This is a genomic window from Vibrio sp. ED002, assembly GCF_023277445.1.
GTDB classification, from domain to species: Bacteria; Pseudomonadota; Gammaproteobacteria; order Enterobacterales; family Vibrionaceae; genus Vibrio; species Vibrio jasicida.
In genome coordinates, this window is record NZ_CP080239.1 from 1,531,950 (window position 1) to 1,548,301 (window position 16,352).

Below are 16,352 nucleotides of genomic sequence, written 5' to 3' on the forward strand. Positions count from 1 at the left end.
CGTGTGATGCTTTATGTCAGTCTAGCAAGCATCACATGGCGTCGAGTTCAATTTTTGGTTATTTCTCAGTCAGTAAAGCTGGTTATCACGCAGAGGAACCTCTAATTCATTGGTACCATCTTTGGATGTCTGCCCAACCATTTCGTCATAGGCACTTTGTTGGCGAAGTACCTGCTGTTTCGCTTTCAAGTGACGACATTGCTTTTGCAACTCCAGTATCGAATGCGCTCTCAAAAACTTGCCTTGATCATCGGTAACAAAGTGTTCCTCTCCATCGACTAAGACAGATACTTGATACAGAGCGAGATCGAGAGAGTGGATAACGAGCTTGTCGATGTAGAAGAATTTTTCCAATTTACTGAGCGGCATAGACATAGAGCACCTCCTTGCTCCGTGCCTTTACGTCAACCGTAATAAAATCGATCACCGAGTGAGAAATTTGCCTCCCTAATGCGTAGAAATCGGAAAAACAGTGAGGGGCACAATGCAAACAATCAACTTAGTGTGGCTAAAACGCGATTTACGCCTGACCGATCATACGCCTTTGCAACACGCTCTATCTTCAGAACATCCAACTGTGCTGCTTTATATTGTCGAACCCATGTTACTGGATGACCCACATTACTCTGCTCGTCACTGGCGTTTTATTTGGCAATCACTCCAAGATATGAATAAAACACTCTCGGCTCGTAGCCATCAAGTGTCCGTAATGTCAGGTAGCGCAATAGATTGCCTCAGCGCGATTCAAAACCAGTTCAACATCAATGCTATTTTCTCCCATCAAGAAATCGGACTGCGTTGTACGTTTGAACGAGATAAACAAGTATCAGAATGGCTTCAATCACAAGGGATTCCGTGGCACGAATTTGAACATGGCGCAGTCATTCGAGGAGCAAAAGACCGACTCGGTTGGGATAAGCATTGGGATACGGTTATGCGAGCCGAGATTGAAGCTATCGACCTTGAAAGCGCTTCTCTTATTACCCTCGATGTTGACGCACTTGGTTGCTCGTTTACGCCCCCTCCTTCTTGGTTAGAAAAAATAAAAGGCATGCAAACGGGCGGGAGTTCACTCGCTTGGCAAACCATGGAAGACTTTTTTCAACGCCGAGGACGAGATTATTACCGAAGTATTTCTAGCCCTACAGCATCTCGAACCGCATGTACTCGCCTCTCTCCCTATCTCGCATGGGGCAATATATCGCTTCGAGAAGTTTACCAATACCTGCTGAAACATTGGCAAGTGGCAGGGTTTCGTCGCAGCTTAATTGCGCTGTCTTCGAGACTGCATTGGCATTGTCACTTTATGCAGAAGTTTGAATCCGAATGCGAAATGGAGTTTCGTTGTGTTAATACGGCTTATGAACCTTTATTACATCAAGCAAACGTCAGAGATGCGGCACTCTTGGACGCTTGGAAGTCAGGCACAACCGGGATACCGCTCATCGATGCTTGCATGCGTTGTCTTCATCACACCGGATACATCAACTTTCGCATGCGCGCGATGTTGGTGAGTTTTTTAACGCATCATATGAACATGGATTGGCGCGATGGCGTGAATCACTTAGCTCAGTTGTTCCTCGACTTTGAACCGGGTATCCATTACCCACAATTTCAAATGCAAGCAGGAGTGACCGGCACCAATACGATTCGCATCTACAATCCGACGAAACAAGCACAAGAGCACGATGCTAACGGTGAGTTCATTCATAAATGGATTCCAGAACTTGCAATGGTTCCCACGCCCTTGTTGTTTGAACCATGGAAAATGACCGCAATGGAAACCGTCATGTACCAATTGGATCCCGATTCTCGATATCTCGTGCCCATCGTGGATGTAGAGGCAAGCGCAAAAGCAGCAAGAGAGCGATTGTGGGCATGGCGCAAACGCACAGAAGTGAAAATAGAAGGAGCGAGAATTCTGGCGCAGCACGTTCGGCCTTCGAGCAAAAAGAAAGCAAGTTGATCGCCCAGAAAGAAGCGCGCGTACAAACAAAGGCTTTTATCAGGGAGAGAGCGGTACCCAAACAACGAAAGGAATGCACAATGTTAAAACGTATTTTGGTTACAACCACGGTTATGTTTGCCACTTTTTCATTTTTAATGCCAGCGCAAGCCCATGAACACGGAATGATGAAAGAAGATATTGTTGATGTCGCCGTTGCAAATGGCTCCTTCAACACCTTGGTGGCAGCAGTCAAAGCCGCAGGCTTAGTAGACACGCTTAAAGGAGAAGGCCCATTTACGGTGTTTGCACCGACTGACGAAGCATTTGCTAAGCTTCCAGATGGCACGATTGATATGTTGCTGATGCCAGATAACAAAGACAAGCTGGTCGCGATTCTTACTTACCATGTGGTTCCGGGCAAAGTGATGGCCGCAGACGTAGTGAAAATGGATAAAGCGACGACAGTCCAAGGGCAAGACGTGATGATCAAAACCATGGGCGATAAAGTGATGATCAACAACGCTACTGTAATTGCCACCGACGTCAAAGCAAAGAATGGCGTGATTCATGTCATTGATGAAGTCATCATGCCGAAATAAAATTAACAAGGAGGGCGGGCTCACCCGCCCCTTTCAAGGATATGGAAAACATCAAACTCTCGAAGCATGATATTCAAGCGATGGAGCAACGCCAACGCACCCGATTGATCAACTCTCTAGCGGGGTACAAAAGCGCTAACCTCATCGGCACAAGGGACAGGCAGGGACAAGAGAACCTTGCCGTGGTGAGCTCGGTGGTTCATTTGGGTTCGCATCCACCTCTATTCGGCTTTATCGTTCGTCCACGTAAAAGTCGCCGTCACACGCTAGAAAACATCCTCGATACCAAGCATTTCACCATCAACGCTATCGGCGTAGACTTTGTGCAAAAAGCCCATCAAACCTCCGCGCGCTACCCAAAGCATATCTCAGAGTTTGAAGCCGTAGGGCTGACACCTTATTACGATGATGCGTTTCCTGCGCCTTTTGTCCTTGAAAGTAACCTCAAGATGGGCCTAGCTTTGAAAGAACACATCAAGATTGAGAGCAATCAAACAGAGATGCTGATCGGTGAAGTGTTAATGGTGCACGCACCGGAAAGAGCGATCATGCCAGATGGTTATCTCGATTTGGAACTGCTCGACTTGGTGACCATTTCTGGGCTTGATAGCTACCACGTGACTCAGCGTCTACATCGGTTAAGTTATGCCAAACCTGACTCTTGTCTGTTCCCCTTAACAAGAGAAGGAGAACCTTCATCTTGGGGAGCGCTTGAAGTCGATTTGGACTAACTCCTCATACTCAAGAACTAAATACAAAAATGGCAGTTTTCTCTGTCTAAGCCGTGTTCACCAGCTCGGTTGGTAAGGTGTGTGCGCCCAGCTTCCAACCCCATTTCATAGCCTTCTAGCAAGACAGATTGACGCATAGACAATCGCTGAACGTTGAATTCATCTGGCGGAGCAACTACGCGAACACGCGTTCCTTCGGGAGGATTGCGAATGAACTCAAGCGACTCATTGTAGTTCTCTGAGCGATGAAGCATAGCCTCTGCCATTTGTGGATGTTCAGCGAACAGCTTCTTCATTAACCAAGGCGTCTTCACTGGCTTTTTCTCATAAGCCAAAGGATGTGAAAGGACAACCGTGATATCACGAGCACCGCGACGATAGGCTTCTCGTACAGGAATGGAATCTGCCACACCGCCATCGGTATAACAACCACCGGAGAAACACGGGGTATGTTTGTAAGCAATAGGCAGAGCGGTTGTTGCTTCCATCGCGTTGTGGAAGTTATGACGATTCACTCGGTAGTAATCCGCTTTACCTGTATTGATGTTCGTCGTTGCCGCTAAGAAAGGAATGCCTTCAAACAGTTTCGCTTCATCGACTGGGTACAAACGATTTGACTCTTCAAATAACCATTTCACGTCGATCAAATCTCCACCTTTCAAAAAGCGGGTAGGATCGAAAAAGCGTTTGCTGGTTGCTAATTTAGTGATGACGTTGATGCTACGGTGCGGGTAATCAGTTAGATAACCGATCAAGTTTGAAGCCCCGGCTGATACGCCAATCGCAAAATCAAATGGTTTGTAGTCTTGCTCTAAGAATGCATCTAATACGCCGCTGGCAAAGACGCCACGCATTGCGCCACCTTCGACTACGATTGCTTTTGTTGCCATGTTTCCCCCCAATAAAGACGTTAAAAAGATTACTGAAATTCGTGCTACAGCAACAATCGGTTATTCTTATTATTGAGATAGGCGAAGTCTATGTGTTTCTTACACTTTAAGTGGAAACTTAGGATCAAAAAATCCACATCAACCAAAGCGTTGATGTGGATTTGCAGTCTTTCAATTAGAGATTACGCAAAGACGGTTTTATACGCTTCGCCAGCACCTTCAATAAACATCTGTGTGCCAATCACCGCAAGGATCAATCCCATCATTTTGGTGATCACATTCAGTGCGCTTGGACCAACGGCTTTCACTAACTTGTCACCAAACAAAAACAGGACATAAGTCATCACGCAAAGGACTGCGAATGAAGCAATGGTAATGATGGTTTCGGTGATTCCACCCGTTGTTGCAAAGTTCATCGCCGTCGCAAGTGTTCCTGGCCCCGCCAATATCGGCATTGCTAATGGTGAAACGGCAATGCTCAACGCGGCTTGTTCTTGCTCCGGTGAATAAGCCTTTTCCTTGGTCTTCTTGTGTGTCGATTCCCCTTGCAACATGTGGAAGCCAATGAGGAATACTAAGATACCGCCAGTAATGCGCAGAGCGTAAAGGGTAATACCAAATAGGTCGAAGATGACTTTGCCAGCAATAGCGAATACAGCAACGATAACAAAGGCGATAAACACAGAGCGAAGCGCAATTGAGCGCACGGTTTGCTTGTCTTCATCCGCTGTCAGGCTTAAGAAGATAGGGATATTAGCGATCGGGTTCATGATGGCAAAAAAGCCCATGAATACAGTGACGGTATGAAGTATGAGTTCTTTCATGTTTTCTACATTTGGTAAGTTATTGATTATTAAAAATCATTATATACCCAACTTTATAAATAACGTCACTTTATGTCCTCTGCACTTTCCAAGCGCCTCACCTGTTGCTCGTCGCCACAGTTTGAAGCGCATCCTGGTTTACGCTCAATATAAATAGCGTTATGGTGAAGATTCAGCCAATACTAAGAACAAACTAAGGAAGTTGATTGATCATGAACAGTACGATTGAAACCATTCTCGGTCATCGCTCTATTCGTAAGTTCACCTCTGAGCCTATTGCAAGTGAACAACTACAAACGATTCTCCAATCCGGATTAGCCGCCTCTTCTTCTAGCATGCTGCAAGTGGTCTCTATCATTCGAGTGACAGACGCAGAAAAGCGCAAACTGCTAGCACAATACGCTGGCAATCAGGCTTACGTTGAAAGTGCTGCAGAATTTTTGGTGTTTTGCATCGATTACCAGCGTCATGCAACCATCAATCCTGACGTTCAAGCTGACTTTACTGAACTGACCCTAATTGGTGCTGTGGATTCCGGCATCATGGCGCAAAACTGTTTGTTAGCTGCGGAGTCTATGGGGTTAGGTGGCGTATACATTGGTGGCTTAAGAAATAGTGCTGCGCAAGTCGATGAGCTACTCGGTTTACCTAACAACGCCGCTATCCTGTTTGGTATGTGTTTGGGCTACCCTGATCAAAACCCAGAAGTAAAACCACGCTTGCCCGTTAACGTTATTGTCCACGAAAACCAATACCAAACGCTGAACGTAGACGATGTACAAGCTTACGATCAAACCATGCAAGAGTACTACGCGAGCCGCACAAGCAATCAAAAGCAGAGTGCATGGTCACAAGAAACAGCCGGAAAGCTGTCTGGAGAGTCTCGCCCGCACATCTTGCCTTATCTAAATAGTAAGGGATTGGCTAAGCGATAATGAAAAAGTTCGTTTAATTAACCGATAGATCAAAAAAGGCCTCGGATGAGGTCTATTTCACAAGAAACCATTCATGCAATTTCCACACATGGCATCAGCATCAAAGTCTGACCATCTTCGGTTTTATTTTTGTCAAAGCCATAACAAATCCATATTGACTGAGAAGAAAAAATAAGATCTAAATCACAATACACAACAAAATAAATAAATTTTATCTTTAGATATACCGCATTTATAACTAATTGAATTTTACGAAAAATACGCAATTTGTGAGCCAATACCAAAAATTAGAGCCAATTAATAAAGCTCTTCATCAAATAATCCCCACTCAGACCCCATAAATATAAAAAATAGCTATATATCACTAGCATTTTATCAATTTATCGTCTATTGCCCCGACAAACGAAATTCTTTAGAGTGCGCTCGCCGGATGCAACCCGTTTCCTATTGAGCATTCTATAAATTACAATTAATTATCGTGCCATATAACGTGTTGTTGTTTTCTGGAAATATAATGTTGCTGTTAGCAACTAACTCTATACGTCAGATGAATAAAAGCATGAACTCCAATTATAAAAAGCTAGGCAGTTTACTCCTTTCCTCTGTACTTCTTACCGGATGTACAGTACCGGGCAGTCACTTATCCACGAGTGGTAAGCGTATCGTTGAGGACGGCAGCACCAACACAGCTGCAGATTTCAATATATTTCAACTGACTCTTGATAAAGTCTCGCAGTTAAAAAACTCGGATGTCGAAACCAAAGCGAACCCAACGCTTGACCATCAACTCGCGGCTTACGAGTATGAAGTCGGTCCTGGCGATATTCTGAATATCACTATTTGGGATCACCCTGAGCTTACTATTCCTGCTGGTTCTTATCGCAGCTCTGCAGAAGCAGGTAACTGGGTACATGCAGACGGCACCATCTTTTACCCATACATAGGTATTGTAAAAGTCGCGGGTAAAAACGTCCGACAAATTCGAAAAGACATCTCCAAAAAATTGGCGAAATACATCGAAAGCCCTCAAGTAGATGTCAGTGTTGCCGCATTCCGTTCCAAGAAATCTTATATAACCGGTGAAGTTAATAAGCCAGGGCAACAAGCGATCACCAACATCCCTTTGACTCTGCTAGATGCCGTGAATCGTTCTGGTGGCTTAGGTCAAGACGCAGACTGGCGTAACGTCACACTCACACGACAAGGCAAAGTCGAGAACATTTCTCTCTATGCATTAATGCAAGAAGGAGACCTTACTGAAAACCGATTACTTCAACCTGGCGACATCGTGCATGTACCAAGAAATGACACTCAAAAAGTGTTCGTCATGGGGGAAGTTAACGATCCCAAGCTATTGAAAATGGATCGCGCAGGTATGAGCTTGACCGAAGCTCTAAGCAATGTTGGTGGTATCAATCAACTTTCTGCAGATGCGACTGGTGTGTTCGTTATTAGAAAAGCACAAGACAATCAAGCATTAGGCGATATTTACCAACTCGATATATCTGACGCAGCCGCGTTAGTAATTGGTACTGAATTTGACCTAAAGCCTTATGACATCGTGTATGTCACTGCGGCACCAGTCAGTCGTTGGAATCGTGTTATAGCACAACTAGTACCAACGATTTCAGGCTTCAATGAGCTTACAGAAGGTGTGCTTCGTGTAAGAAATTGGCCGTAGCTCAAGCATTATTGACAGGGCTTGTCTAGAACAGGCAAGCCCTGTCGGAAAGTTATTGATAAGGAATAAATCATGTTTTCAAACATTCTTGTTGTGTGTGTAGGTAACATTTGTCGCTCTCCGACAGGAGAACGAGTGCTTCAACAGCTTCTTCCGAATAAAACCATTTCTTCAGCAGGTATTGCCGTTGAGAAAAGCCGCCTAACTGGGAAACCAGCGGATGAGACCGCAACGCTGATTGCCTCAGAAAAAGGGTTTTCACTCGAGAATCACCAAGCGCAACAACTGACTGCGCAGCTGTGTGCGAAGCAAGATCTAATCTTAGTGATGGAGCAAGGTCATATTGATGCGCTGACTAAGATCGTTCCAGAAGCCAGAGGCAAAACTATGTTATTTGGACATTGGATGAACGCAGCCAGCATTCCTGATCCGTTCAGACAAAGCAGAGAGGCCTTTGATCATGCGTTTTCTCTAATTGAACAATCCGCCCATGCTTGGGTAAAAAAACTATAACTTCAGATTACTTGGCGAAATAAAAAAACAATGGCTAACCAAACTATAAGTTCATCTGCACCAACTGATGATGAAATCGATTTAGGCAAACTGTTTGGCATATTAATCGATGCTAAATGGTTCATCATTGGTATTACGCTTCTCTTTGCAACATTAGGCATTGCTGTTGCATTGCTATCTACACCAATCTACAAAGCTGATGCGTTGATTCAGATCGAACAAAAAAGCTCTGGCGGCATATCTGCGATGGTTGGCGACATGGGGGATCTTTTCGCTGCCGAATCCTCAGCAACTACAGAGATTGAAATCATTAAATCTCGCATGATCCTTGGCGATACCGTCGATAAGTTTAATTTAACGACCATAACCACCCCAAACTACCTAGCGTTCATTGGTAAAGGTCTGGCTCGCATCAATGGCACTCAAGATTACATTTCTGTCTCTACTTTCGAGATTCCGCGTACCGCACGAACTTTAAAACATGAGTTACTGGTGACAGATGCAGAAAAGGGGACCTTTGATCTTATGATTGAAGATCAAGTCGTACTATCTGGTATCGTTGGTCAGACGATTGAAATGAATGGCTACCACATCAAAGTTCGTGAGTTGGTTGCACAAAACGAAGACAGTTTTTCAATCAGTAAAATTAGCAAGCTTGACGCGATCAACAGGCTCGCTTCACAACTATCAATTTCTGAGCGAGGCGCTAAGACTGGTATTGTCTCGTTGAGTATTGAAGGGGAATACCCTGAGCGTAACCAACAAATCTTGAACGATGTTGTTCAAAACTATTTCCTGCAGAATGTGAGAAGAAACTCAGCAGAAGCCGAACAAAGTTTAAACTTCCTCAAAGATCACTTACCTGAAATCAAAGATAAGCTGAATGGCTCAGAAGATGTACTGAATCGCTTTAGACAAGAAAACGAATCGATCGACTTAAACCTTGAAGCACAATCAACACTCAAAGTGATGGTCGCACTTGAAGCGCAACTGAACGAGCTGACATTCAAAGAAAGTGAAATCAGCCAGAAGTTCACTCAGGATCACCCAGCATACAAATCGCTACTGGATAAGCGCCAGACGTTACTGCAAGAAAAAGCTCGTTTGAACCGACAAGTTCAAAAACTACCAAAAACGCAGCGTGAAGTCCTACGTATGACACGTGATGTCGAAGTGAACCAACAGATCTACATCCAGCTTCTAAACAAAGTTCAAGAGCTGAACATTATTAAAGCGGGTACCGTTGGTAACGTACGTATTATTGATAGTGCACAGTCTTACGCTATTCCAGTGAAGCCTAAAAAACCTCTTATTGTTGTTTTAGCAACACTATTAGGCGGAATGGTGGCCGTTGCTTTTGTCCTTGTGAGAACAGCTTTCCACCGTGGTGTAACCTCTCCAGATGAGATAGAACAAACAGGTATCTCTGTTTATGCCAGCGTTCCTAAGTCCGTACAACAACTGGAAGTCGCTAACAAGCTTAAGCGCAAGGGTAACAAGGACCTACTGTTACTAGCAGAAGAAAACCCAGCAGATCTTTCGATTGAAGCATTACGTGGACTTCGTACTAGCCTTCATTTTGCGATGATGGAAGCGAAAAACAACGTACTGATGATCTCGGGTCCTGCGCCTTCAATTGGTAAAACATTCGTATCGACAAACTTTGCAGCAGTAGCAGCTAAGACAGGTCAAAAAGTTCTGCTGGTCGATGCGGACATGCGTAAAGGTTACTTGCAGCAATGTTTTGGTCTGACGGCTGATAACGGTCTTTCTGATTTCTTAAGCGGCAAGATTGGTCAAGAGACTGTGATCAAACAGACTAAAGTTGAGAACTTGGACGTTATTACTCGTGGTCAAGTACCACCAAACCCTTCTGAGCTTTTGATGCACCCACGATTTGTTGAGTTTGTAGAAAAAGCGTCGCAAGAGTATGACCTAGTTATCATCGATACACCGCCAGTATTAGCAGTGACTGACCCAAGTATCGTTGGTGCGATTGCAGGCACCACTCTGATGGTTGCACGATTTGACCAAACGACATCAAAAGAACTTGAAGTCGCTCGTAGTCGATTTGAACAATCTGGCGTAGAAGTTAAAGGTGTAATCCTTAACGCCATTGAGAAAAAAGCCGCAAGCTCATACGGTTATGGGTATTACAATTACACCTACAAGAGCGAGTGATCCAACCAAGTAAGAACCTGCCCTGCTGCTATTGCGGGGCTTTTTTCAATGGTTATCACAATCTGAGCAATCAAAGCTGTCCTCTTTATAAATATCTCCATCTTTTCAGTGACATAAATATCAGCTCTACTTATTCTCACAACTCTTATGTAAACAGTTGTAGTGCAAGTATTATGTCAGTTGCTTTAGATACCCAATCTCTGGTCGTGGAATACGACCCTCAATCTCTCGAATCTTTACGCCAAGCCCTAAGACACTATCGAGAAGCCCTCCTGCAAGAAAATGCCTTTGATAACTATCATTGTCATGTTCGCTTCCAAGTAAATAGCGGGAGTGACGATCAAATTGGTTCATTGGTTGAAAATAAAATTGCTCAAAAAGTGTTTGCTTACGTTGGCTACTCGTACATAAGTGATATTCAACCAACTCAGTTATTAAACAGCACCTATTTAACCAGTGAAGGCGCGTTTTTTCTTCGAGCATGTCAACATCAAGCACTAGAGTCTGAATTAGAGGAAACGGCTAAATTGATTTGCCACCTCGCTAGACAATTTAATAACTCTAGTGAGATGTGGGTATCTGAAGAGCAAGTATTTGGGTTGTTACCACTTTTGATTGTAGGGCTCACCTTCCCTCGCTTGGCTTTTTATCTTGGCGGTTACACCATCCCATATTGGGACAGTGAGCACGCTCCCCACGGTGAGTTTGCATTGGGAGTTCTGACAAACCATTTGGGTTATACCCACGATACACTGAAAGCATTTTGCTACTGTGATAACAGTGCTGCTCGAGGATACATGTTTGATGATTCTAAACATGAGAGTGCAAGCGACCTAACGACTCGTAGCCAGGTCACTGGATTACTTAAGATCTTCCGTGAAAAGCCACACGAGTTCGAGGTATTTCGATCTTTAATGAAGCAACGCTTTGCTGAACAAGGCTACCTACAATATACAGATGACTCTCGCTACTATGTTGAACGCCCAGTAGACCGATTCATCTATTCCATCATGTCGCCCATTCATGGCATTGATATCGATGATCATCAAGTAGATTACCACGCGGTGATGATGAGCAACTTTATTGACTCATCAGCAGAACAAGCAGCGATGGCACTTACCAGTGAGATCGAAGCATATCTGGGTCGTCCAATTGTTCCACCCAAAGTCATCGAAAATGAAGACGACTACTACCGTGATCACTACTACTATCGAGGCACTGGTATTGCGCAATGGAAGTCATTCATTACCGAAGGTTTTAATGAAGGGAAAACAATTTGGCATTACATCGAGAGTGGGGAAGATGCACAAGTCCTAGATGTGATTGAACCGTGTAACATTCAAATCGCTGCGAGAAAAGGTAACTTCGATATCTCCGAGAAATTCGAATATTACCTCGGCCGCTATGACTCTTATCACGAAGAGATGATGACCATTGCCGGTGACATCCTACACGATTGGCACAATGAAGACTTGGATGACGCAGCGATAGCGGAAAACAATCAAAAGATCTTACGCTTGTTTGACGTATTACATTGTTGGAACAACAAAGCGTCTTTTCATGCCGATGTGGCTCATGGGCTTGTCCACGACTTTGAGCTCATAAGTGATGAGGATTTCACCCAACGCTATAACGGTGATTGGAAGGCGCAGTTTCTAAACTATGTCAAAGAATGTGGTGCATACCGAGACAATATTCGCCAGAAAGAGACCCAGCTTGCCCATGAGTTATTGAACAAACATCGTGAAGAGGCAACTGATCTTCTCGAACAATTGGCTGACGCGTTTGATGACGAGTTTAGCTTAGCCAGTCAACTGGCCTTCTGTGCTGGCATGCTTTACCACGATAAAAAGCACGGTATCAACGACAGGGCGACAGAAGCATTTGAGGACAAACTTGCCTCAAGCCTAAAGTCAGAGCTTCTTCTCACCTTGAGTGAAAACAGTCGATTCCATTGTATTGAGACTGCCGAGAAACGTTGGCGATACGTTCCTCTCACAGAGGAAGAGGAGTCCCAAGCAAAACAAGATTGGAAGATCGTCGATGCATTTCTAAGCAATGAAAGCGATGATTTCGATGTCACGCTAAAATCTTTTAAAGGAAATATCGAACAGCTCAGTGACAGCAGACAAATCAACAAAAATCAGCCTTACTATGAGTTTCTGCGTGACTTTGACGACAAAGCCCAAAAGCTATTAGTCGCCGCTCATGTTTGGGGCTCACTACAAAATACTCCTGAGCAAATCTATTGCCATCGCTTACTTTTACTCTGGTTGACATCAGCTCCGGCGAAAGTCACTCGCATGCTGTCTTATTTTTATTGCGATCGTTATGGAGAGTTAAGCGATCAATCACACTCATTTGTCGATGACTTAGAATACCATTCAGAGATCGATAAACTGACTGGGCGCTTGGAATTACTATTGTCTCAAATCGATCGCAGAGACGATGATGAAATCAGTTTGATGGACATGTATTTCGATCAGTTCGAAGCGCAGCAACAAACAGAACAACGCAAACAGTGCGTTCGATTAGCACTAAAACAACTCCGTCCGGATGCTGAGCTGCGCTTCTTCGCACTGCTGGAGCAACGAAGACCAAATATCAAAACCAGTTACTACGATGAAGCGCTCTTAGACTCTATTCGCTACACCGTAAGTGAACAAATGGGACGCCGTAACCCCAATGGTTACGCCATCACCAAAGAGCAATGCAAAACAGTAGAGTGGATCACTGCTCAGATCGATCAAACGACATCGCTAAACTCAGAGCAGTTACAAAAATTACTGGATACACTAAAAACTAACTTCATCAGTGATTTTGATACCAGTTACGGTATTCCTGGTATTGATGAACTGTATTGGAAAGCCTCACCACATATACAAAATAATCTGTTGAACCTACTTGCAATCAAACCAAGTCTTGGGTTGAAGCAGCTTGAGAATGAACGAGAGCTTTCTCTACCTGAATTATTTCAACAACTGTATGAACGTGATGCGCAACTGATCGTCTTACTCAAGTATGCAATTAAGCAGCATTGGGTCAATGCGATGCCTTGGTTTGCCAAACAAACCGATCTAAAGCGCTATACAGATCAGTTGGAGATAAGCCAACTACTTAAGCTGATTGAGTTGGTCGCTAACCTCCCAGAGTTCACAACACTCATCAGTGAATATGCGCAGCACCCATCGTTGAAAGTCCAACAGCTTGTTGCCGATATACAAGCTGGAAAATATCGTCATGCTGCGCTTTCTCCTTTTGAGTTGCTCGATTGGGGCATTTACCATATTCCAGAAGATGATGACCCAAGCGAATTAATAAAACAAACCACCCTAGTTCGTGCGGAAGATCAACGTTGTTTTGGACTTCGTATCGGCTATTTCCCAGAAGATGACGACGACAAGGACGGTTATGAACCTGAAGTCGCCCTAACAGTTCGCATCGATCACCCATACAGAGCTTCAATTGGAGGTTACTCACATGAATATGAGTCTTCGATTCAGCTGAATCACTCCAACTGTTTGACTTGGAACCTAGGCGAAAAAAGTTCTAACTCTACTGGCGTCTATCGATATCGAATTTATCATCCAAATGGCGACTTGCTTGCGGACAAAGTGTTCCATATCGTCGATGACAGTCCTAGGCAAATGGCGTTACTGGAAGAAGCTCAACAAAAAGCACCATTTGAAAGCTCTCATATTGGTTCGATCTGCCTTAATCAGGGGCTTCTCGATTTTGTGGATGCGAAAACGAAGCCGTACGGAATGATCTTTGGTTGTAAGTTGCCAGAAAAGCCGATGCCCGTTCACTGTCATACAAAAGACAACCAATTGGAAATCGCTGAAATACACGTCACTCCTGCCGAGCCGACACAGTGGTTCTATGCTTCAAACCCAACCTACGCTTTTATGGAACAGCGCGTGAAAAGCCGAGTGCTTCTCGTTGGTAGTACAAGCACCATAACCGAGACTCAATCAAAAAAATCGCTATGGAAAAATGCGGTCAAACAGAGCTCCCCCGTTGCTCTCATTCAACCAGATGAAACAAAAGCAAACAATGTTGCTGCAATTTATCTCGATAAGAGTGGAGCGAAGGTGTTTTATGGCTTTGATGAGAAAGACAACTTATGTTGTATCGCGGTAATGAACGTTAAATATGGTTTGGCTCGGCGCTTCTTCATCCGTGTCATGAACCGTATTGCGAAAAAGATAATGAAAGATGGTGGCGAGTTTATGCCTCATTAAAAATGCAAGCCCCGCGCACATCGCGGGGCTTTCTTGATATGGTTTGCTCTACGATTGTTTCTTCCATTGAATAAAAGTAAGCACACTCAGTAATAAGAAGAAAGCAGGGTCACTCCAACCAAAGCCGACAAATACACCGGTAATGCCAGCGTAAGCGGTGATCACCACGCCTAAGAGATTAGTGGTCAACAGCGCTTTGAACAGTTGCTTGGCTGTAGTGCTAGGTTCCACATCACGCAACATCAAACTGACCGCAGCAATCCCACCTAAAAAGATCGACGTATGCTGCGATAAAAACAGCGCGTACTGGTCGTTAATTTGTACGCCATACATCGGCCACATCATGGTCGGAACAAAAAACAGCGCAAACGCAAATACCGTATATATGACACCATGAACGGTTAGAAAAGTGCGGTTAGTCATAATGTTACTCTCCGATTGGGCCTTGGTTGATGATGCTCAGCGGCGTATTGATATCAAATATCTGGCCTCTTACTTCTTCTACACCCATCTGTTTCAAACGAGCAGTGTGCATTTCGAGATAAGCTTGCGCCGTGGCTTCATCTTCAAAAAGATAGATACCACCACCGAGTTTGTCTTTTTCGCTTTCCGTCCAGATTTTCCAAATCATGCCCGGCTCTTGGTTAATTGATTTCGCTAAATCGATCAGAGCATTCGACATCTCTTCACCAAATGGGCCATGAAATTCAAAATCAACTTGCAGTAATTTCGCCATCTTGAGTCTCCTCTTATTATTGACTCGCTTTCGATGAGAAGATTATTACCTTTATAAAACTGACAAAAAAGTTCATAATTTTGCCATTACCTGTCGAAAAAACTGACCAATGAGACTCAAAACAACCCTAGAGCAATGGCAAACACTACAAGCAATTGAACAGGCAGGAAGTATTCAATCAGCCGCAGTAACGCTCAATAAAAGCCATACCACGCTTATCTATTCGGTGAAAAAGCTCGAAGAGCAGCTCGGCATTAAGTTGATAGAAGTGAAAGGCCGAAAAGCAGGGCTAACCGAACACGGTAAAACCATGCTTCGACGGGCTCAGTCAATGCTTGAGCAGGCTCGTGAACTTGAAATGATCAGTGAACAACTAAATAGCGGTGTAGAGTCGCAAATTACGGTAGCTATCGATCACCTGTGCGATCCAAGTTGGCTCTATACTCCGCTTAGCGAATTTCTCACACAAAACAACACAACTTCAGTTCAAGTCGTAGAAACCTCTCTGAGTAAAACCACAGACATGGTAGTGAATGAATTAGCAGACATCGCGATCATCAACCTTCCCATTACTAACTACCCAGCAGAAGCGTTCGGTACGACCACGATGGTGCCAGTGATTTCGGCACATCATCCGCTTGCGCGAAAACCACAAGTGTCACTGGCAGACTTTGCGACCACCAGCCAGATTGTAGTGCGTGATCTAGGAGACTCTGATAAAGCGAAGCAAAATGTGGGCTGGTTGAGAGCGCGCCAGCGAATTACTGTCGATAATTTTGACCACGCTTTCAGAGCCGTAGAACAAAGTGTCGGGTTTTGTCGGTTGCCTCAACATCTGGTCGAATATCGTCAGAACAACAAAATCAAAGTATTAGAATTAGAACACTCCAATCAGTATCAAGTTGCTTTGCACCTTACATTACCTAAAGGTGCAAAAAGTGGCCCTGCTGCCATTGCGCTATACCAAGCTTTGCTAAAAAGCGTCGAATACCGAGCTTAATCCTCTTTGCTCCAATCTTTTATTTTGTGACACCATTCTCTCGCAACGTATTGCATGACAAAGCTTGAGC

At 44.2% G+C, this 16,352-nt stretch carries 14 protein-coding genes; 9 read left to right on the forward strand and 5 right to left on the reverse strand.

All coding sequences use genetic code 11. The features are described 5' to 3' along the window. Positions 1-69: 69 nt before the first annotated feature. Entirely contained in the window at positions 70-375 is a 306-nt protein-coding gene (locus ITG12_RS23530) for a DUF6482 family protein (protein ID WP_038869018.1), read from the reverse strand. 109 nt (positions 376-484) lie between these two features. On the opposite strand from ITG12_RS23530, the gene ITG12_RS23535 reads away from it, so the two are divergent. From ITG12_RS23535 to ITG12_RS23545, 3 genes are all read left to right on the forward strand, one after another. Then, positions 485-1,966 (forward strand): deoxyribodipyrimidine photo-lyase, encoded by a 1,482-nt coding sequence (locus tag ITG12_RS23535; protein WP_248874235.1) that lies wholly within the window; start codon positions 485-487, stop codon positions 1,964-1,966. Between the two features lie 80 nt (positions 1,967-2,046). Continuing rightward, positions 2,047-2,547, forward strand: coding sequence for a fasciclin domain-containing protein (locus ITG12_RS23540; RefSeq protein WP_038869015.1), 501 nt, complete (start codon positions 2,047-2,049; stop codon positions 2,545-2,547). A gap of 41 nt (positions 2,548-2,588) precedes the next feature. Beyond that, the gene (locus ITG12_RS23545; RefSeq protein WP_248874237.1) at positions 2,589-3,278 is read left to right on the forward strand and encodes a flavin reductase; all 690 of its coding nucleotides are present in this window, start codon (positions 2,589-2,591) and stop codon (positions 3,276-3,278) included. Positions 3,279-3,295: 17 nt separating this feature from the next. Here the strand turns inward: ITG12_RS23545 and ITG12_RS23550 are convergent, their stop codons facing one another. Both ITG12_RS23550 and ITG12_RS23555 read right to left on the reverse strand, forming a co-directional pair. Then, complete coding sequence (locus ITG12_RS23550) at positions 3,296-4,168, reverse strand: patatin family protein (protein ID WP_095760098.1); 873 nt, start codon at positions 4,166-4,168, stop codon at positions 3,296-3,298. 182 nt (positions 4,169-4,350) lie between these two features. Further along, a complete protein-coding gene (locus ITG12_RS23555; RefSeq protein WP_248874239.1) occupies positions 4,351-4,992 on the reverse strand; it encodes a MarC family protein in 642 nt (213 codons plus the stop codon). 212 nt (positions 4,993-5,204) lie between these two features. On the opposite strand from ITG12_RS23555, the gene nfsA reads away from it, so the two are divergent. The 5 genes from nfsA to ITG12_RS23580 all read left to right on the forward strand — a co-directional run bounded on the left by nfsA (position 5,205) and on the right by ITG12_RS23580 (position 14,546). Next, positions 5,205-5,927, forward strand: coding sequence for an oxygen-insensitive NADPH nitroreductase (nfsA, locus tag ITG12_RS23560; RefSeq protein WP_248874242.1), 723 nt, complete (start codon positions 5,205-5,207; stop codon positions 5,925-5,927). Between the two features lie 559 nt (positions 5,928-6,486). Next, a complete protein-coding gene (locus ITG12_RS23565) occupies positions 6,487-7,608 on the forward strand; it encodes a polysaccharide export protein (protein ID WP_038881369.1) in 1,122 nt (373 codons plus the stop codon). A 72-nt stretch (positions 7,609-7,680) separates the two neighbouring features. Continuing rightward, a complete protein-coding gene (locus tag ITG12_RS23570; RefSeq protein ID WP_038881349.1) occupies positions 7,681-8,121 on the forward strand; it encodes a phosphotyrosine protein phosphatase in 441 nt (146 codons plus the stop codon). A 30-nt stretch (positions 8,122-8,151) separates the two neighbouring features. Then, a complete protein-coding gene (locus tag ITG12_RS23575) occupies positions 8,152-10,302 on the forward strand; it encodes a polysaccharide biosynthesis tyrosine autokinase (protein ID WP_038881347.1) in 2,151 nt (716 codons plus the stop codon). A gap of 173 nt (positions 10,303-10,475) precedes the next feature. After that, positions 10,476-14,546, forward strand: a complete 4,071-nt coding sequence (locus ITG12_RS23580; RefSeq protein WP_248874243.1) for a hypothetical protein — start codon at positions 10,476-10,478, stop codon at positions 14,544-14,546. A 48-nt stretch (positions 14,547-14,594) separates the two neighbouring features. On the opposite strand, the gene ITG12_RS23585 is transcribed toward ITG12_RS23580, so the two are convergent. Next, complete coding sequence (locus ITG12_RS23585) at positions 14,595-14,969, reverse strand: hypothetical protein (protein ID WP_248874246.1); 375 nt, start codon at positions 14,967-14,969, stop codon at positions 14,595-14,597. Positions 14,970-14,973: 4 nt separating this feature from the next. Continuing rightward, on the reverse strand, positions 14,974-15,282 hold the full coding sequence (locus ITG12_RS23590) for a monooxygenase (RefSeq protein WP_038881345.1): 309 nt from the start codon (positions 15,280-15,282) through the stop codon (positions 14,974-14,976). A 109-nt stretch (positions 15,283-15,391) separates the two neighbouring features. On the opposite strand from ITG12_RS23590, the gene ITG12_RS23595 reads away from it, so the two are divergent. Next, on the forward strand, positions 15,392-16,282 hold the full coding sequence (locus ITG12_RS23595; protein ID WP_248874248.1) for a LysR family transcriptional regulator: 891 nt from the start codon (positions 15,392-15,394) through the stop codon (positions 16,280-16,282). Positions 16,283-16,352: the final 70 nt, after the last annotated feature.

Coding starts and splice junctions, on each gene's coding strand:
- ITG12_RS23535 (WP_248874235.1), top strand. CDS start 485: ATGCAAACAATCAACTTAGTGTGGCTAAAACGCGATTTACGCCTGACC.
- ITG12_RS23595 (WP_248874248.1), top strand. CDS start 15,392: ATGAGACTCAAAACAACCCTAGAGCAATGGCAAACACTACAAGCAATT.
- ITG12_RS23545 (WP_248874237.1), top strand. CDS start 2,589: ATGGAAAACATCAAACTCTCGAAGCATGATATTCAAGCGATGGAGCAA.
- nfsA (WP_248874242.1), top strand. CDS start 5,205: ATGAACAGTACGATTGAAACCATTCTCGGTCATCGCTCTATTCGTAAG.
- ITG12_RS23590 (WP_038881345.1), bottom strand. CDS start 15,282: ATGGCGAAATTACTGCAAGTTGATTTTGAATTTCATGGCCCATTTGGT.
- ITG12_RS23555 (WP_248874239.1), bottom strand. CDS start 4,992: ATGAAAGAACTCATACTTCATACCGTCACTGTATTCATGGGCTTTTTT.
- ITG12_RS23565 (WP_038881369.1), top strand. CDS start 6,487: ATGAACTCCAATTATAAAAAGCTAGGCAGTTTACTCCTTTCCTCTGTA.
- ITG12_RS23530 (WP_038869018.1), bottom strand. CDS start 375: ATGTCTATGCCGCTCAGTAAATTGGAAAAATTCTTCTACATCGACAAG.
- ITG12_RS23540 (WP_038869015.1), top strand. CDS start 2,047: ATGTTAAAACGTATTTTGGTTACAACCACGGTTATGTTTGCCACTTTT.
- ITG12_RS23580 (WP_248874243.1), top strand. CDS start 10,476: ATGTCAGTTGCTTTAGATACCCAATCTCTGGTCGTGGAATACGACCCT.
- ITG12_RS23585 (WP_248874246.1), bottom strand. CDS start 14,969: ATGACTAACCGCACTTTTCTAACCGTTCATGGTGTCATATATACGGTA.
- ITG12_RS23570 (WP_038881349.1), top strand. CDS start 7,681: ATGTTTTCAAACATTCTTGTTGTGTGTGTAGGTAACATTTGTCGCTCT.
- ITG12_RS23575 (WP_038881347.1), top strand. CDS start 8,152: ATGGCTAACCAAACTATAAGTTCATCTGCACCAACTGATGATGAAATC.
- ITG12_RS23550 (WP_095760098.1), bottom strand. CDS start 4,168: ATGGCAACAAAAGCAATCGTAGTCGAAGGTGGCGCAATGCGTGGCGTC.